The sequence below is a fragment of the Gemmatimonadota bacterium genome (assembly GCA_026387915.1).
Lineage (GTDB): Bacteria > Gemmatimonadota > Gemmatimonadetes > Gemmatimonadales > Gemmatimonadaceae > Fen-1231.
This window is the reverse complement of sequence record JAPLKS010000017.1, coordinates 100,058-117,759: the sequence shown is the minus strand read 5'-3', so window position 1 is coordinate 117,759 and position 17,702 is coordinate 100,058. Positions and strand designations below refer to the sequence as shown.

General features: G+C 64.5%; 15 protein-coding genes. 7 read left to right on the top strand and 8 right to left on the bottom strand.

Annotation, left to right across the window (positions count from 1 at the left end; translation table 11 throughout):
* Positions 1-35 precede the first annotated feature (35 nt).
* On the top strand, positions 36-2,054 hold the full coding sequence (locus NTZ43_10310; protein MCX5767600.1) for a thioredoxin domain-containing protein: 2,019 nt from the start codon (positions 36-38) through the stop codon (positions 2,052-2,054).
* 21 nt (positions 2,055-2,075) lie between these two features.
* Here NTZ43_10310 and nadC read toward each other — a convergent pair whose 3' ends face one another.
* Positions 2,076-2,987: a carboxylating nicotinate-nucleotide diphosphorylase gene (gene nadC / locus NTZ43_10305; GenBank protein MCX5767599.1), complete on the bottom strand. Its 912-nt coding sequence runs from the start codon at positions 2,985-2,987 to the stop codon at positions 2,076-2,078.
* Positions 2,987-4,003 (bottom strand): quinolinate synthase NadA, encoded by a 1,017-nt coding sequence (gene nadA, locus NTZ43_10300; GenBank protein MCX5767598.1) that lies wholly within the window; start codon positions 4,001-4,003, stop codon positions 2,987-2,989. Before nadA ends, nadC begins: the two co-directional genes overlap by 1 nt.
* Positions 4,004-4,134: 131 nt before the next feature.
* Between nadA and NTZ43_10295 the strand changes: the two genes are divergently transcribed.
* On the top strand, positions 4,135-4,512 hold the full coding sequence (locus NTZ43_10295) for a copper resistance protein CopC (protein ID MCX5767597.1): 378 nt from the start codon (positions 4,135-4,137) through the stop codon (positions 4,510-4,512).
* On the top strand, positions 4,509-5,408 hold the full coding sequence (locus NTZ43_10290; protein ID MCX5767596.1) for a CopD family protein: 900 nt from the start codon (positions 4,509-4,511) through the stop codon (positions 5,406-5,408). Before NTZ43_10295 ends, NTZ43_10290 begins: the two co-directional genes overlap by 4 nt.
* Before the next feature lie 67 nt (positions 5,409-5,475).
* Here the strand turns inward: NTZ43_10290 and NTZ43_10285 are convergent, their stop codons facing one another.
* The 4 genes from NTZ43_10285 to NTZ43_10270 form a co-directional block, all read right to left on the bottom strand.
* Positions 5,476-6,048, bottom strand: coding sequence for a PepSY-associated TM helix domain-containing protein (locus NTZ43_10285; protein MCX5767595.1), 573 nt, complete (start codon positions 6,046-6,048; stop codon positions 5,476-5,478).
* Positions 6,048-6,527: a DUF4920 domain-containing protein gene (locus NTZ43_10280; GenBank protein ID MCX5767594.1), complete on the bottom strand. Its 480-nt coding sequence runs from the start codon at positions 6,525-6,527 to the stop codon at positions 6,048-6,050. Before NTZ43_10280 ends, NTZ43_10285 begins: the two co-directional genes overlap by 1 nt.
* 236 nt (positions 6,528-6,763) lie before the next feature.
* Positions 6,764-7,189: a hypothetical protein gene (locus NTZ43_10275; protein MCX5767593.1), complete on the bottom strand. Its 426-nt coding sequence runs from the start codon at positions 7,187-7,189 to the stop codon at positions 6,764-6,766.
* Between the two features lie 79 nt (positions 7,190-7,268).
* The gene (locus NTZ43_10270; protein ID MCX5767592.1) at positions 7,269-8,780 is read right to left on the bottom strand and encodes an L-aspartate oxidase; all 1,512 of its coding nucleotides are present in this window, start codon (positions 8,778-8,780) and stop codon (positions 7,269-7,271) included.
* Positions 8,781-8,847: 67 nt separating this feature from the next.
* Here NTZ43_10270 and NTZ43_10265 point away from each other — a divergent pair, with 67 nt between their 5' ends.
* From NTZ43_10265 to NTZ43_10250, 4 genes are read left to right on the top strand one after another with little or no spacing between them, the layout of a single operon-like run.
* On the top strand, positions 8,848-9,885 hold the full coding sequence (locus NTZ43_10265; GenBank protein MCX5767591.1) for a BMP family ABC transporter substrate-binding protein: 1,038 nt from the start codon (positions 8,848-8,850) through the stop codon (positions 9,883-9,885).
* A complete protein-coding gene (locus NTZ43_10260; protein MCX5767590.1) occupies positions 9,882-11,435 on the top strand; it encodes an ABC transporter ATP-binding protein in 1,554 nt (517 codons plus the stop codon). Before NTZ43_10265 ends, NTZ43_10260 begins: the two co-directional genes overlap by 4 nt.
* The gene (locus NTZ43_10255) at positions 11,432-12,505 is read left to right on the top strand and encodes an ABC transporter permease (protein ID MCX5767589.1); all 1,074 of its coding nucleotides are present in this window, start codon (positions 11,432-11,434) and stop codon (positions 12,503-12,505) included. Before NTZ43_10260 ends, NTZ43_10255 begins: the two co-directional genes overlap by 4 nt.
* Positions 12,502-13,383, top strand: a complete 882-nt coding sequence (locus NTZ43_10250; GenBank protein ID MCX5767588.1) for an ABC transporter permease — start codon at positions 12,502-12,504, stop codon at positions 13,381-13,383. Before NTZ43_10255 ends, NTZ43_10250 begins: the two co-directional genes overlap by 4 nt.
* Before the next feature lie 96 nt (positions 13,384-13,479).
* Here NTZ43_10250 and NTZ43_10245 read toward each other — a convergent pair whose 3' ends face one another.
* Together NTZ43_10245 and NTZ43_10240 are read right to left on the bottom strand one after the other, a co-directional pair.
* A complete protein-coding gene (locus NTZ43_10245) occupies positions 13,480-14,691 on the bottom strand; it encodes a RagB/SusD family nutrient uptake outer membrane protein (GenBank protein ID MCX5767587.1) in 1,212 nt (403 codons plus the stop codon).
* 2 nt (positions 14,692-14,693) lie between these two features.
* Positions 14,694-17,642, bottom strand: a complete 2,949-nt coding sequence (locus NTZ43_10240) for a TonB-dependent receptor (GenBank protein ID MCX5767586.1) — start codon at positions 17,640-17,642, stop codon at positions 14,694-14,696.
* Between the last annotated feature and the right edge of the window lie 60 nt (positions 17,643-17,702).

Here is a 17,702-nt window from a genome sequence, read left to right as displayed (position 1 = left end):
CATCGCGCACGCCGAACGCCACTCAGCGCCCTCTCATGTCAAATCGCCTCGCCTCGTCTACCAGCCCCTATTTGCTGCAGCACGCGGAGAATCCGGTGGATTGGTATCCCTGGGGCCCTGATGCGATGGCCGAGGCCAAGCGCCTCGACCGGCCGATTCTCCTCTCCGTGGGTTACGCGGCCTGCCATTGGTGCCACGTGATGGCGCGTGAGTCGTTTGAAGACCCACAGACGGCGCAGTTGATGAACGCGCTCTACGTGAATGTGAAAGTGGACCGAGAAGAGCGCCCCGATCTCGATGCCATCTACATGCAGGCCGTTCAGGCGATGACCGGTCAGGGCGGCTGGCCGATGACCGTATTTCTCACTCCGGCGGGTGAGCCGTTTTATGGCGGCACCTATTTTCCGCCTGCCGACCGGCACGGCATGCCGGGGTTTCGCCGAGTCCTTCAGTCGGTGAGTGATGCGTGGACGACCAACCGCGAGGAAGTGGCGCGCGCGGTGACGTCGGTGGCGCAGGTATTTGTCGCTGCGGACGACGCGGCGCGAGGGGGCACGCTCGACGCGATGGTGCTGGACGAGGCGTGGAAAGGGATGGCCCGACGCTTTGAACCGCTCGCCGGCGGCTTTGGCGGGGCGCCCAAGTTTCCGCACGCGATGGCGCTCGACGCGGCGCTGCGGCAGTGGGCACGTTCTGGCGACACCCATGCGCTGCACATCGCGCAGCACTCGTTCCTCACCATGGCACGCGGCGGAATTTGCGATCAAATCGGCGGCGGCTTTCACCGGTACACGGTAGACGCACTCTGGCTTGTGCCGCACTTCGAAAAAATGCTTTACGACAACGCCCTCCTCGCACGGTTGGGCGTGCACCTCTGGCAGGCCACTGGGAACGCCGAGGTTCGGCGCGCCACCGAAGCCGCGCTCCAGTGGGTGCGCCGCGAAATGACTGACGCTCAGGGCGGCTGGTATTCCTCGCTCGATGCCGACAGCGAACACGAAGAAGGCAAGTTCTATGTGTGGTCGCTCGAGGAGTTTGCGCGCATCGCCGGCGACGACGCCGACTGGGCGATGCGCGCCTACGGGGTGACCGTCGCTGGGAATTTTGAGGGCGCCAACATTCTCACAGCGCGCGCACCGAGCGCGGAAGACGCCGTTGTCAACGACGACCGCCGCACGGCACTCCGTAAACGCCTGTACGATGTACGCGCCGACCGCGTGTGGCCGGCGCGCGACGACAAAGTGATTGCCTCGTGGAACGGGCTGATGCTGCGCGCGATGGCCGAAGCCGCGCGCGTCTTTCAGGACAATGACGCCCACGCCTCCGCGCTGACCAACGGACACTTTCTCTGGAACACGATGGTGCGCGACGGGCGCGTCCTGCGCATTCACGCGCGCGGCGTGACGCACATTTCCGGATTTCTTGAAGACCACGCGGCCGTCGGGCTCGGGTTCGTCGGCCTCTACCAGCTGACCTTCGATCAACAGTGGCTCGATCGCGCGCTCACGCTCGCCGCGGCGTGTGTGCAGCATTTCTGGAGTGAGACCGAAGGCTGTTTCTACGACACCGCGGACGACCACGAGCCGTTGGTGGTGCGGCCCCGCGACGTCATGGACAATGCCACCCCTGCGGGCGCGTCGCTGGCCGCCGAACTCCTGTTGTTCGCCGCCGAATACACCGGGCGCGATGCGTGGCGCTCGATTGCGGAGCGCACACTCAACAACGCGGCCACCCCGATGCGGGAGTACGGCGTGATGTTCGGGCACGCGCTCGGCGCTGCCGATGGGCTTGTGCATGGCGCCATTGAAGTAGTGATCGCCGGCGATCCGGCGTCAGACGCATTTCGTGCACTCGCGCGCGCCGCCGCCGATTGCTACGTACCGTCGCTGGTGCTTGCGGGGGGAGTTCCCGCTGATGGCAATGCGTTGCTCGCGGGCCGCGACACCCCGGTGGGAACGGCCGTGGCGTACGTCTGTCGACATTATGCCTGCGATGCGCCCACGAGTGACCCACGCGAACTGCGATCGCAACTGAAGCGCGCCGCGGCACGATAGCCGGCGGCGCGTCAGAACCGGCTAGTCGAAATCCAGAGCGAGGTCGAGGGCGCCCGCCGAATGCGTGAGTGCCCCAACGCTAATGCGATCCACGCCAGTTTCGGCAATGGCGCGCACGGTGCTGAGCGTCACGCCACCGCTGGCCTCCGTCACACAGTGCCCGCGCGCGATGGTCACGCATTCGTGCAGTTGATCGAGCGTCATGTTGTCGAGCAACACGCTGTCGGCGCCGGCATCCACCGCCGCACGCACCTGCTCTGGCCGGTCGCACTCAACCTGCACCGCTAGGGGGCGGTCAGCAAACTCTCGCACGCGCCGCACGGCCATTGCCACATCACCATCCACCGCCGCGAGGTGATTGTCCTTGATGAGCACCGCCGCCGCGAGATCCATGCGATGGTTCGTGCCGCCACCACACAACACCGCGTATTTCTCGAGGCGACGCCAGTTCGGAGTCGTCTTGCGCGTGTCGAGAATCGCGGCCTGCGTGCCGCGCACCGCCTCCACGTATCGCTGCGTGAGCGTGGCGATTCCACTGAGGCGCTGCAAAAAGTTAAGCGCAACACGTTCCGCTGAGAGCACGCCGCGCGCGTGCCCCGAAATAAAGAGCACGGCACTGCCGGGGCGCACCGACGTGCCATCCTCGGCGTCCACACGAATCTCCACGCGTTCGTCGAGCAACCGAAACGCCGCGAGCGCCAGCGGCACGCCAGCAATCACTCCGGGCGCCCGCGCAACCAACCGCGAGCGCTGGTGACGTACCGAGAGTACCGTCGCGAGCGTGGTGACATCCTCGAAGGCACGATCTTCGTCGAGCGCGCTTCGCACCAACGCCACAATCTCCGTGTCACTCAGCGGAAACGCCGAGCCGCCCGCATAGTGGGGCGGCCCAGACGGCGAAATGCGCCGAGGCGGATTCGGCTGATCGGCCACTACTCGCCGGGATCGACGCCCGGCGCCGGCGGCGTCGCTGAGACGGCACCACCAATCGACACCATGCGCTCAATCGCCAACTGCGCTCGCGCCGCAATGTCGGCAGGAACGGTGATGCGATGCGTCAACTGCTGCAGCGACTCGAGCACCTTCGGAAGCGTCGTCACTTTCATGTACGCGCACGACGCGCGCTCATTGGCCGCGTAGAACTGTTTCGTGGGATAGGCGCGCTGCAGACGGTGCAGAATGCCCACTTCGGTCGCAACAATAAACGCGTTGGCCGAGCTCTCGCCGGGACGTTTGATCATCCCCTCGGTCGAGAGAATGAACGCGTTGTTGGGGTCCACATCGCCAGCGGAGATCGCCTCCACCACGCTCGTCGCACACCCACATTCGGGGTGAATCAAGAATTCGGCGTCCGGGTGCAACGAGCGCTGAAGCCGGATGTTCTCCGGATCAATACCCGCGTGCACGTGACACTCGCCCATCCACACATGGATATTGCGGCGCCCCGTGACGCGGCGCACGTGTGCGCCAAGAAACATGTCAGGCAAAAAAAGAATCTCTTGGTCTGCCGGGATTGCGTTGATCACCTCAACCGCGTTCCCCGACGTGCAGCAATAATCACTCTCCGCCTTTACCTCGGCGGTCGTATTCACGTAGGAGACGACCGTCGCGCCTGGATGCTCGGCCTTCCACTCGCGTAACTGAGCGGCGTTGATCGTCGAAGCGAGTGAACAACCCGCCGCGAGATCCGGCAGGAGCACCTGCTTGGTGGGCGAGAGAATGGCCGCGGTTTCGGCCATGAAGTGGACGCCCGCAAAGACGATGACGTCGGCGCTGGTGCGGGCGGCTTCTCGGGACAGTCCGAGGGAGTCTCCGACGTAGTCGGCGACATCTTGGACTTCGGGGCGTTCATAGTTGTGAGCGAGGATGACCGCGTTCCGGTCACGTGCGGTGCGGCGGATCTCCTCGTGCAGCTCGGCGTAACGAGGCTGCGGGGCTTCTGGCGGCATCCTGTAATGATAGCCGCCGCTCCGCCGCCGAGGGAGTCGGTGAGGGCGGTTGCCGTGGCGCGGTACGCATCGCATGGGGCATCTTTACAGCCGGTCGGTACCGCTCCAACTCCAAACACAGGTGCATGTTGATGCGTTTTCGTTCGTTGGTCGGCGGCGGCGGTATGGCGGCGGCGCTCGCGCTGTCGACGGCCGCGACTCCGGTGCGCCGCCATACTCAACTCGTGAAAAGCCAACCGGCCGCCCACGACACACTGACAACGGCCCCGACGCAGCTCTCATTGTGGTATTCGGAACGTCTCGAACTCCGCGTGAGCACCTTCAAGCTCGTCGGCCCCAAGGGAGCCGTCGCGCTCGGACCCGCCACAAACGATGTCAAACAAAAGAGCGCTCCTATTCTTATTCCGATCACGGGGGCGATGGAGCATGGCAGGTACGATGTGCAGTGGAACGTCTCGGCCGATGACGGACATCCGGTAAAGGGCACGTTCTTCTTCGTCGTGAAGTGAGCGTACTGGGCGCGCTGTTCCAAGCCGCCGGCGGCACCGCCACGGTCGCTTTGCGCGCCCTCGTGTTCGTGGCGACGATTGTCGCGGCGGGCACCGTGGTGTTTCGACTCGCGCTCGCGCGCTCCCACGAGGATCGGGCCAGCGCGACCCCAATGGGTTGGGCGGCGGCGATGGCTCTCGTGCTTGCCGCAGCACCGCGGCTCTGGCTGCAGGCGCGTGGATTCGTTGATGTTGGCGACCCCGTCACGCCCATGATGGCGAACGTGTTGCAAACCGGCTGGGGGCGTGGGTGGCTCCTGCAGCTCGGAGGGGCGGCATTGGCTGGCGTCGGCTTTGTGTTGGCACGTCGCACCACGCGGACTGGTGAACTGTTGGCCATTCTCGGCGTGAGTGCGCTGTGCCTCGCCCCTGCCCTCATGGGTCATGCCGCGGCGGTTCCGTCGACGCGCTGGTTGGCGATCGGCACCGATGCAGTGCATGTGGCCGCGGCGGCGAGCTGGACGGGCACCCTGGCGATCTTCGCGTGGCGCGCTCCCGCTTTACTCCAAAGCTCCGACGGTGGCGCGCGACTCGCCGCGTGGATTGAGCGATTTCACCGCGTGGCACTCGGGAGTGCCGCGCTCCTTATAGCGACTGGGGCCGCCGGTGTGTGGCTCCGCGTGCAGCGGCTTGGCACGTTGCTCCAGAGCGATTACGGACTGCTCCTGTTTGCGAAACTCGTGGCGGTTGGCGTGGTCGTAGCGCTCGGAGCGTGGCACTCGCGTCGCGCGCCTGCAGCCGCACGGCAGCAGGCGCCCACGCTCGCGCAGTCGCTACAGCTCGAAGTGTTCTTTGCGGCGTTGACGATCATCGCGACGGCAGTGCTCGTGGGAACGTCGCCCGAACCGGACGCGTAAGCGCGCCTTTGGTTGTGCCGATCGCCGTGACTACGGTGGTGTCAGCGACTGCCATGCCGCGCGCATTTTAGCCGCGCCGCAGGTACCAGAACCAGAAAACAAGCGGCACTACGGTTCCCAGCGCCGTGAGCCATCCGCCGCGCCCGGTGACCCCGAGTTTCCCCTTGAGCACAAACAGACCAGTGATGGCGAGCACAATCAACGCCGCCCCAAAGATGTCGGCCACGTACGTCCAGACGCGCTTCGGGTGATTGAGGTGAAGTTGGTTCAGTTCGTAGAGCACGCGCCGCGGGACGGTGGACTCGACCATGACCTTTCCCGTCGGCAGGTCTACGTGGTACACCTTCTCCGGGTAAAACAGCTGTACGGTTTGGGGATCGGGGCGGAAGGTGCTCTTAGGCGCAGTGGCAAGCCCGAGCTGCGCGACGGCCACCGCGACAATCTCCGGCGACGTGGGCGCGGTGATCGGCGCGATGTCCACGAATGACTTGGTAATCCGGTAATTCGGATTCCAGTCTGCAATGTGATTGACGGCAATCCCCGAGATCGCGTACGCCAGCGTGAGCGCAGCCGCGAGGTAGCCGATGTCGCGGTGGAGCACGATGCTCCACCGCCGCCACGGAATGTGTGCGCCGCGCACTACTTGACCCGCGCGCCTTCTCCCGTCAGCTGGACATCTGTCACCGGTCCTTTGATACGCGCCGGGTCGAAGGTGGCGAGCTGACCGCGTTCCTTGGCGGCTTCGCGTGCCTGCGCCACGGCTTGCTCGCGCGTCAACGTCTTCATCGACACAATCCCCTCGGCCAGCACGAGCTTTCCTTTGGCGTCTAGCGGGAAGGTGATGAGCCCGTCTTCCACCTTGAAGCGCATGGACTCGAACTCCTTGTCGCTCGCAATGCGAATCCAGCAGCCCCGCTCTTCGCAGACCTCAACAATCGTCCCTTCGACGAGTACACGCTTGCCGTGGTAGGCCTTGGGGTCTTTGAGAATGGCGGAAATTGGCGTCTTGGTCTTGAGCGTCAGTGCTTTGCCGTAGTCCGTGTTGGCTTGCGCCAGCGCAGAGGTGGCAGAAAGCGCAACGGACGCAAAAACGATCGCAACAGCTCGTTGGATATTCATGATCGGCCTATGAAACGGGGGATGGTCGTGCTTGCCATGGATGGTTCGGCGCACGCCCATAGTCGGCACGGGTGGACGCAGTCTACCCTCGCAGTATGCCATTGCTACGTGGCGAGTACAAGCAAGCACGCGCCGAGAAAAATTTCTCACGGCGGCGGTTGATTGTGCTTCTCATGTGCGCGACGATCAACACCGGTTTGGTGGTTGTTTCCGTGACGCCATTTCCCCGCTCGGCGCTACGGTTTCGCCGGCGCCGGCTTGGTGTTGACAGCCGGCGCGGATGCGGGACGCACCTCCGCACTCTTCGCCGCACTCGGAGCGGCTGTCGCGTTATTCGTGCCGGGCGATCCACCCCAACTGCTGACGGAAATGGCGCCCCACGAGCCACCGCCCGAAGCTTTCGGGACTGGCGTGTCACGGGGATTCCGAGCCGGCGCAACGGAAAGCGTCGGGTCCACCGTCATGCTCGCCGCACGTGCGGCAGACGGGCTCGCCGTTACCGCGGCGGATGACGTTGTCGTTCGTGTGGCGTTGGCGCGCCGCGCGGACGGAGTGGTCGGCACTGTGTCCCCCTGCGGGCCACGATACTTCTGTGCGCCAAGCGGCGCCGAGGCCACAACAGCAACGATTACAAAAAGGGCCAACCGACGCGAGATGCGCATGATGCCTCCTCTCTTGGATACCCGTGCGCTCAGCGGAAGTTCTCGCAACCGAACGCTCTTGCGGCCGACCACACGGCGACTACCACTCGATATGCTTGCCGCGCCATTTCCGCTTTTCCCTTGGAAAGTCGCTTCGAAAGTGACCGCCACGCGATTCCTTGCGCAGCAACGCGGCCTCGGCAATCAGCAGCGCGGTGTCGGCGAGATTGCGCTCCTCGGTGGCTCCTTCGGGCAAACGGGAGGTGATGTCTCCGAGCCGCTCGACGCATTGACGCAGTCCCTTGGCGGTGCGGTCGATGCCAGCGTGTTCCCACATCAGCATTCGCACCGTGTCGGCCGCGACCTGCGCGGCGCCACGATCCACCAGCGGTGGCACCGCCCACGCCTCGGCCTTGGGGACGCGCGGCAGCCGCGGCGCGGCAACTATGTCGCGCGCCACGCGTTCGGCAAAGACGAGCCCTTCGAGCAATGAATTGGACGCCAGTCGGTTGGCACCATGCACACCGGTGCAGCTCACCTCACCGCAGGCGTACAACCGCTCGAGCGACGATCGCCCGGCCAGATCGGTGACGACACCGCCCATCATATAGTGGGCAGCAGGTGTGACGGGGATGCGTTCTTTTCTGGGATCGATGCCGCGCGCCATGCAGATGGCGCTGATGCCAGGAAAGCGGCGCGTAAAGGTGCGGCCGAGTTTGCGCGCGTCGAGCCAGACACGCGAGCCGCCGCGCTGCTCGCGGAAAATTTCGCGCGCCACAATATCGCGCGGCGCAAGTTCTGCGAGCCGGTGTTTGCGTGTCATAAATCGCTGCCCGCGATCATTCACCAACACGGCCCCTTCGCCGCGCACCGCCTCGGAAATCAGCGACAGCGGATTTTCCGGCGTGTCGAGCGCGGTGGGATGGAACTGCACGAACTCCATGTCGGCGAGTCGAGCACCGGCGCGATGCGCAATGGCAAAGCCATCTCCGGTGGCGACTTCGGGGTTCGTCGTGTGGCGGTACACTTGCCCACAGCCGCCCGTGGCGAGCACGGTGGCGTCGGCAATAATCTCGACCGCGCGCCCGGACACGCTCGCCCGCACGCCAATGCAGCGCCCGTTGGAGATAATAAGATCGAGGGCGCGCGCCCATTCGATCACCGAAATGTTACGGCTTTCGCGCACTCGCTCGATCAACGTCCGCGCTACCTCGGCCCCCGTCTGGTCGCCGTGCGCGTGCACAATGCGATTGCGCGAATGGGCGGCTTCTTTGCCGAGCGAGAGGCGGCCGGTGTCGTCGGTGTCGAAGCGAGCGCCCATGGAGGCAAGTTCGCGCACGCGCTGGGGGCCCTCAGCCACGAGTACCTCGACCGCGGCCGCGTCGCAAAGCGCCGCCCCCGCCGCCAGCGTGTCCTTGCGGTGGAGCTCGGCGCTGTCCCCCGCCCCAAGCGCCGCGGCGATGCCCCCTTGGGCGTAGGCCGTGGCGCTATCGAACAGTGACCGTTTGGTGAGCACGCACACGTCGCCGTGCTCGGAGGCGCGCCATGCGGTGTGCAGCCCGGCGACGCCCGAACCGATAACGAGAAAGCGCGTGCGGATACGGTCGGCCATGGCTGGAATCTAGCGGATGGCCGCCTGCTTGCGACGGTCTGCCCCGGGCGCGATTGTACAGGTTCTTATGCGCAAGCTCTTCGGGTTTGTCGGGGTCCTGCTGGCGGTGCACGTGGCGCTGCTGTTCGTCCACCCTGCAGGGGCGGCGGCGGTGCCCACTGGGCACGCGCTGGACATCGGCGTGGTATTCGACCTGGGCGGCCGTGGCGACAAGTCGTTTAACGACGGCGCCTACATTGGCGCCATGCGCGCCGCCGAACAACTCGGCGCCCGCGTGCGCTTTGTGGAGCCCGGCGAGGGGTCTGACCGCGAGGCAGGCCTTCGCCTGCTAGCCGCCGAAGGGATGGATCTGGTGGTCGGCGTGGGCTTCATCTTTACCGACGACCTCACCGAGCTCGCCAAGGAATACCCGAACGTCGCGTTCGCTGGGGTGGACTACGCCGTCACGATCGGGCCAGACGGCAACGCGGTTGCGCCACCCAAGAACCTCGCGGCACTCAAATTCCGCGAAGAACAGGGTTCTTTCCTGGTGGGTGCGCTGGCCGCGCTTGTAGGCGACTCCAAGAAAGTTGGCTTCGTGGGCGGCATGGACTCGCCACTCATTCACAAGTTTGAGGCGGGCTACCGCGCCGGCGTCAAACAGGTCTGCGCGGACTGCACGGTGATCGCCCAGTACGCGGGCGTCACCCCCGAGGCCTTCCGCAATCCGGGACGCGGCAAAGAGCTCGCGCTGTCGCAGTATCAGCAGGGCGTCAACGTCATCTATCACGCGTCGGGCTCCACAGGGCTCGGCGTCTTTGAAGCCGCACGCACGCTCAAGAAGTTCGGCATTGGCGTGGACGCGGACCAATACAAAGAAGCGCCCGGCTTTGTGCTGTCGTCGATGGTCAAGCGCGTGGACAACGCCGTGTTCGACGTCATCCGGCGCGTGAACGCCAAGACCTTCACCGGCGGCATCTATTCGTTTGGCCTTGCCGAAGACGGCGTGGGCTACGTGTACGACGAACACAACAAGGCGCTCATCCCCGATGCGGTGCGCCAGCGCCTCGAGGCGCTCAAGGCCGACATCGTGGCGGGACGCATCACCGTGCCGGCCACTCGATGACCAGTCCTTCGAAGCAGGTTCCTGCGGTGCGCCTCACGGGCATCGACAAACGTTTCGGCGCCGTGCGCGCGAATCGCGGCGCCACGCTCGAGGTGCGGCAGGGCGAGATCCACGCGCTCGTCGGCGAGAATGGCGCTGGGAAAAGTACGCTGATGAAAATCCTCAGCGGCGCGCTCCCCTGTGACGGCGGCACTATCGAAGTCGGCGGACGCAACGTCACGGGCTGGACCACCGCCGAAGCTATCGCGTCAGGCGTGGGGATGGTGCACCAGCACTTTATGCTCGTGCCTACGCTGACCGTGGCCGAAAATGTTGTGCTCGGCCGCGAGCCCGTGAGTGTCGGAATGTTTGACCGCGCCCGTGCCATGCAGGACGTGGAACGACTCTGCGAACAGAGCGGCTTGATGGTGGGCGCAGATCGGCTGGTGGCCGATCTCTCGGTAGGTGAAGCGCAGCGCGTGGAAATCCTTAAGACGCTCTATCGCGGCGCGCGAATTCTCCTGCTCGACGAACCGACGGCCGTGCTCTCCCCGCCGGAAGTCACCGAACTCTGGAAAGTATTGCGCCGCGTGCGCGATGGCGGCGCGACGATCGTGTTAATCACGCACAAGCTCGACGAAGTCATGCACGTCACGGAGCATGTGACGGTGATGCGACAGGGCGAGACCGTGGCGCAAATGGCCACCAAGGACACGACCCCGGAAGGGATCGCCCATGCGATGGTCGGGCGAGCGGTGGATCTCTCCGTGCGCGAAGGGCGTCGTGCACCGAGCACGGCCAACAACACGAGCACCGCTCCCGCGCTCGAAGTGCGCAACCTGGTGGTACGCGGCCCACGCGTGGCACGCGCCGTCAACGACATTTCCTTCAGCGTTGCTCCAGGGGAAATCCTTGGCATTGCCGGCGTGGAAGGCAACGGGCAGACTGAGCTCCTCGAGGCGATTGCCGGACTTCGCGCAGCCACCAGCGGACAGATCCTGCTCGGCCAGCGCGACATCACCGCACTTGCCGTTCGCGACCGCGGCGACGCCGGACTCTCGCACATCCCTGAGGACCGGCATCGCCGCGGCCTCATTCTCGAGTATTCGATTGCCGACAATCTGATTCTCGGGCAGCAGCATCATTATCAACGCCACGGCGTGCTCGATGCGGCCGCGATCGCGGCGAATGCAGCCAAGCAGATCGCCGCCTACGACATCCGCCCCACCGATGCCGCGCTCGCCGCCGGCGCGCTCTCGGGTGGCAATCAGCAGAAGATTGTGATTGCACGCGAAATGTCGCGTTCTTTTTCCGCCCTGCTCGCCGCGCAACCCACGCGCGGCGTGGACGTGGGCGCCATTGAGTTTATTCACGATGAACTCCGAAAGGCCCGCGACGCTGGCAAAGCGATTCTCTTGGTGAGTGCGGAACTGCGCGAAGTGCTCACGCTGGCCGATCGCATTGCCGTGATGTACGGCGGGCGGTTCGTCACCGTGCTCTCCCGCGCCGAAGCCAACGAAGAAATTCTCGGACCGTTCATGACCGGCGCCAAGCAGGAGAGTGCCGCGTGAACGCCCGATTCCGGACGATTCTCGAAGAAGGGGTGCTCCCGCCGCTCGTCGCACTGGCCATCGCGATGGTCGCCGGCGATCTGCTCATCCTGATGTACGGGCAAGCGCCCGGCGCGGTGTGGCGCATGTTGATCGAAGGCACGTGGGGCAACGCCTACGGCTTTGGCCAAGTGCTCTACAAAGCCACCACGCTCACCTGCACGGGTTTGGCCGTCGCCGTGTCGCTGCGCGCTGGACTGTTTAGCATCGGCGCCGAAGGGCAGTTGGCGGCCGGCGGTTTTGCGGCAGCGGTTGCCGGACTCGCCATGCCCACGGGAACGCCCGCGTTCTTCGCCGTGCCAGTGTGCGTGTTGGCTGCGTGCCTCGCCGGCGGCGCCGTGGGCGCCGTGCCTGGCGTGTTGCGCGCAAAGTTCGGCGCACACGAAGTCATTGTCACGATCATGCTCAACTTCATCGTGCTCGCGTTGCTCAACTATATCGTGAGCACCAAGCTGCACGTCCCCGAAACGCTGCACACGCCAGAGCTGCACGCGGGTGTGGTGTCGCGACTCTCGGGCACATTCGCCGTCTTCCATGGCTCCGCGGCAAACTGGACGCTCGTGATTGTGGCCGCAGCCGCGGCCGCACTCTGGTGGTTTCTCTTCCGCACGCGCGCTGGCTATGAACTGCGCGCCGTAGGGCTGCAGCCCGACGCCGCTGAGAACGCCGGCGTGAAAGTAGGCGCCGTCTGGCGCAACGCGATGATGCTGTCCGGCGCACTCGCCGCACTCGGCGGCATCAATTTCGTGCTGGGCTACAAAGGCTATTACGAAGACGGCTTTGCGGGTGGCGCCGGCTTCCTCGGTATTGCCGTCGCGCTGGTTGGCCGCAATCATCCGTTCGGCGTGATTCTCGCGGCGCTCTTCTTTGCCACGCTCTCGCAGGGCGGCCTCGCTATCAACGCGATGGTGCCCAAGCAGCTCGTTGAGGCACTGCAGGGCATCGTCATAGTTGCGGTGGCCACCTCCGTGCCGGAAGTACGGCGCATTGTGCGCCAAGCTGCAGGCAAGATGGCCGGAGGACGCGCATGAGTCTCCTGCTCTTTCTCGCACAGACGGTGCGCATTGCCATCCCGTACTTGTTCGCCGCCGCTGGTGGCGCACTCGCCGAGCGAGCGGGCATCGTCAGCTTGACGCTCGAAGGCTTTATGCTCGGCGGCGCTTTTGGCGCGGTGCTGGGCGCGCACTATGCCGGCAGCGCGTGGATTGGCGTCGTGACGGGCGTGAGCGCGGGGCTCGCGCTCGCACTGGTGCACGCAATGTGCACTATCCGCTACAAAGCCGATCACGTGGTCATGGGCGTGGCCATCAATCTGTTCACGGTTGGCATCACGCGCTTCTTCTTGCAGTTGGCCTTTGGCTCGAGTTCCAACTCGCCGCGCGTGGTGGGCTTTGGCACCGAAGGCACCGCCGCCAGCACCTTCGGCTTCTTGCTGAATCCGCTCGTATGGCTCGGGATTATCGTGATGCCAGCGCTCTGGTGGCTGGTGCAGAAAACCACCTTCGGCTTGCGCGTGCGTGCCGTGGGCGAGCATCCGCAGGCTGCGGCGAGCGTGGGGGTTCCCGTGAGCCGTGTGCGCTATGTAGCAGTGCTCGCGTCCGGCGCGCTCGCGGCGCTCGGCGGTGTGTACCTCGCGCTCGACCAACACCAGTTCACCGATTCCATGACAGCCGGGCGCGGCTTCATTGCGCTCGCCGCCGTGATCTTTGGGCGCTGGGATCCGCTGCGCGCCGGGGTGGCATGCCTGTTGTTCGCTGCCGCAGAGACGCTCCAGATTCAGCTACAGGCCGCGCAGCTCATTCCGTCGCAGTTCGTGGCGATGATTCCCTACGTACTGACCATCGTGGCTGTGGCAGGCGTCGTGGGACGCTCCACGCCGCCTGCAGCGCTCGGTCGCACCACCGACTAACGATCACGCGCGGCCTATCTCGCCGCCGCGCACCCACCGAAACGACAAAGGGGCGCCGTCCGAAGACGGCGCCCCTTTGCGTTCTCTGCCAACGTGTTACTTCGACAGATTCGGATTCGACGCCAGTTCGTTGGTGCTGATCGGCACGCACTTGCTGCGACCGGTCAGGAAGCTGTTGGTACCAGCCGCGTTCCAACGGCGAAGATCCCACAACCGGCGGCCTTCGAGCCACACGACCGAGCCCCGCTCGGCCTGGAGCAATGTCCACGCGGCATCCGTCGTGGCCGGAGCCGTAACCGCTGTGAGGCCGGCGTAGAGCGCACGCTGCTGATTGATCAGCGTGGTCATGCCAGCAATGTCGCCGTTCCGCAGAGCAGCCTCGGCGCGGAGCATCAACATTTCTGCTCCCTTCACCAGCGGCACGTTGCTCGCGAGCGACGTGTACTTGGTCTGACGGAAGAACTTCGTCTTGCCGTCCTGCCCCGTCTGCACGGCACCGGACGTTGTCTTGATCGTATCCCACGGGGTGCGAAGATCCTTGAAGATCGAGGCATACACCGTACCAAACACCGTCGTTTCGCGACGCGTGATGGTCTGGTTGGCCAGATCGTTATTCTCGCGCGCCGTGCCCGTGCCGAAGATCGCGTTGTAGACAAACGTATTCGGCACCAACGCGGCGTCCGTTACGGCGCCCGTCCAGTTGCCCTGCCAAGCGCGCACCGAAGCACGGCCGCCCAATGCGGCATTGGCGACGGTGGTGTTATTGAGCGCCGCGGCCAGTGTGTAGGCTCGCGTAAACAGACTTTCCGCGCGCACGAAGTACACGCTGTCGCTCTGCGCCGGCCCGCCGTCGATGACGGCCGTGCAGACGTTCTCGCCGAGCATCCGGTTGGCGAACGCGCCGTACAGATACGCGCGCGGCGTGTCGGCGTTCTTTTCAAAATTCGCACCGAGCACCGACTTCATGCGATCCAGTCCGTTCTCCGCCGACCAACGCGCCTGCTGCATGTTGGACCAGTCGGGGTTCACATCTTCCGGCCGAATGACGCCAATGAAAAACTGCTGTTCGGCGGAGAAGTTGCCGGCCTCGGAGAGTTCGCCCGACGCGAGCCCGCCGCGGTCGATGTAGTTACCAAGCGCAAAGGAGAGATCGCCCGACATGCCGTTGACCAGCGCCGGCATGGCGGTCGGGGTGTTGAGCTGTGCGTCCTGCAGCGGCCCCGGATTGGTGACCGTCATATTGCACGCCGCGCAGAGCACGGCGACGACGCCAACCGAATGGCGTCCGAAGTTGCGAAGGGTCGTCATGATCAGAAGCCCAGGCGGAGGGTCATCGTGAACGACCGAGAGGTCGGGAACACGTAGTAGTCGCGACGTGCGAATGTGTCGTCGCGTTGATCGGAAGTTTCCGGATCGTTGCCGGTGTACTTGGTGCTGGTCCAGAGGTTGCGACCGGCGAAGGCGAGGGAACCGCTCTTGGCGCCCAAGAGATACTTGGATGGCAGATCGACGGTCACCGACACGCTGCGGAGCTTGAAGAAGTCGTTCGCTTCAACCCAGAAGCTGTAGTCGCGCGCAATCTTCGTGTTGATCGTGCAACGCGCACGCTCAAGCGCCGTGACACTGCTGAGACCCGAGGAGTCACCCGCGGCGGCCTGACGCATCTTGGCCTGCGCTGCGTAGCACGGCTGCCATGCCACGAGGTTGGCGTTCTGATAGCCGACGGCATTCAGGTTGTGGCCACCGATCTGCCATTCACCCTGCATGTCGAGCGTGATACGATCCAGCACCTTCACCGAGAGACCCGGCGTCCAGATGCGCGTCGGGTATGCCGAGCCAAGATACTGATTGGCCTGAATGATCGGATTCGCAAAATCATTCGGGTTCATCACCTTCAGACCGTAATACGACGGCACCGGAAGCCCCTGCTGCACATACGTGCGGCCGAGCGCAAAGATGGTCAGCGTCTGTCCACCGACGTTGCCCGCTTCGCTGTGCAGGTTCATCAACCCAACGCGCGCGGTCACGTCCACGAGCTTGTGACGGAACACTTCCGCCGTCAGCATCACTTCGTGTCCCGAGTTCATCAGCTCACCGACGTTGATGAGCTGCGAGCCCGAGAAGCCGAGCGACGGCGACTGCTGCACCGGGATCAGCGCCTTATAGGTGTGATCGTCGAAGTGCGAGTACTGCAGACTGATGCGCCCGTCGAGCGCGCTGGCGTCAAAGCCGAGTTCGATTTCGCGCGTACGTTCCGGCCCGAGCGCCGGATTGCCAATCTGATTGGTGCTGAACGCCGGCTTGCCGTTTTCAGCAGCGACCGGTGTCCAGGTGCGCACGGCGTCAAACGCGCCTGGCGCCTTGCCCGCGTCGCCCACGGCGCCGCGGATCTTCATGGTCTCAATCCAGCGACGCGGCCAGAAGGCTTCGTCCGAGATCACGTACGAGGCGCTGATCTTCGGGTAGGTCTGTAATCCGAAGCTCTTGCCGAACGCGCTGTTGCCGTCCATACGCACGCCGACCGTCACGAACAGAATGTCGCGCCAGCCGATCATTTCCTGTGCAAAGAAACCGGCGTTGATCACGCGCTGCTGATCCACGCTGTTGATCAAGCGGAGCGCGCCCGATACGAGCGTCGGATCGCCGGGACCCGCAAAGTTGTCGGACTGGAGATCGGTCGAGTACAACTTGCTCTCGAACACCTGGCCACCCACCGATGTACTGGTGCTCCAGTTGCTCGCCACCTGGCGGCGATAGGTCGACGCAAAGTCGGCAGAGAGGAACTGACGCTGCCAGAGCGTCTCGAACATCGAGCCGAGCGGCACACGATAGTTGCCGAACGGCACCACATAGCGGATGTCCGCGTTGTTGTAATCGAATCCAACCGCGAGGCGGTTCGTGAGCGCCTCAACCGGCTGATACGTGAGCGTGACACCGGTGATGAAGTGATTGGTGGTGTTGTTGATCTGGTTCGTGAAGAGGCTGTCGTTGTTGATGCACACGACGGTCGCATCGGCACAACCAATACCCTTATAGTTGGAGCCGGCGCCGCGGGAGATATTGAGCATCGCGCCGTTGGCGCTGTTGCCGTCCGCGAAACCGATGGTGCGGCTGTTCGTGATCGACTGATTGATGTTGACCGTGAGCCCCTTCGCCGGCTTGAAGCCGAGGTTGGCGCGGAGGCCGCGATTGAAGGCGCCGCCGGTGGGGAGCACGCCTTCTTCATTATCAGCGTTGGCCGACACCTGATACGTCACGCCGCCCGCACTGCCGCCGCGCACGCCAATGTTGAGGCGCGCAATCGGGCCGTTGTGCAACCAGCTCCCGCTCGAGGGGCAGGTAGCATCCTGGAACTTGGTGCCATCTCCGATCGTCAGTGTGCCACTGCAGTTATTGAAGAACTGACCGTTCGGATCCGACGACGGTCCGACGTGGCCCATATTGGTGAACCCACTCGTCATGCTGACGTTCCACGCTGCGGCGCCTTCGCGCCCCTGCTTGGTAAAGATCTGCAGCACACCACCCGACGCCTCGGTGCCGTACAGCGTGGTAGCTGCGGGGCCCTTGACGATTTCAATGTGGTCAATGTCTTCAGCCGCAATGTCATTGAGCGGCGAGATGAACTGACGGCCACCGACGTTCGTCGGCGTGCGGCCGTTGAAGACGCGCACACCGTCGATATAAATGAGTGGGCTATTCCCTTGGCTCACGCTGTTGACGCCGCGCAGGCGAATCGTGCCGCCCGAACCGGGCTGACCGCCGTTGGCCAGCACCGTGACGCCAGGCGTCGAGCCGGCGAGCAAGTCCTGCGGGTTGGTGGCCGCGGACCGTGCGATCTGCGCCGTGTCGATGGTGGCCATTGCCGTACCGACCGAGCGACGACGCTCTTCGCCTGTGGCCGTGACGACCACGCCCGACAGCGTGACCGCCGCGCGACTCAGCGCGAACGACACGCGCACCGTGCCGGACGCCGGCACCTGCACCGTCTGTTCCAGCGGCTCGTAGCCGATGAGTTGCGCGCGCACTTTCACCGCGCCAGCCCCAACGCCACGAATGCTGAATGCACCCGACTTATCGCTGGCAGCCCCAAGGCGTGTGCCTGGGATGCTCACCTGCGCCCCTTCGAGCGGCGTGTTCGAACCACGCTCGGTCACCGAACCGGCAACCGTTGCGCCGCCCTGAGCGCGCAAGGCGAAAGGTGCGAACACCGCCAGCAACATCGCTAGCCAGAATGCGCGCCCTCTCTTCAATCGTGTCATGAGAAAATCCCCTTCCAGCGGAGTGTTGTATTCAGGTCCGAACCAGTGGCAACAAAGCCT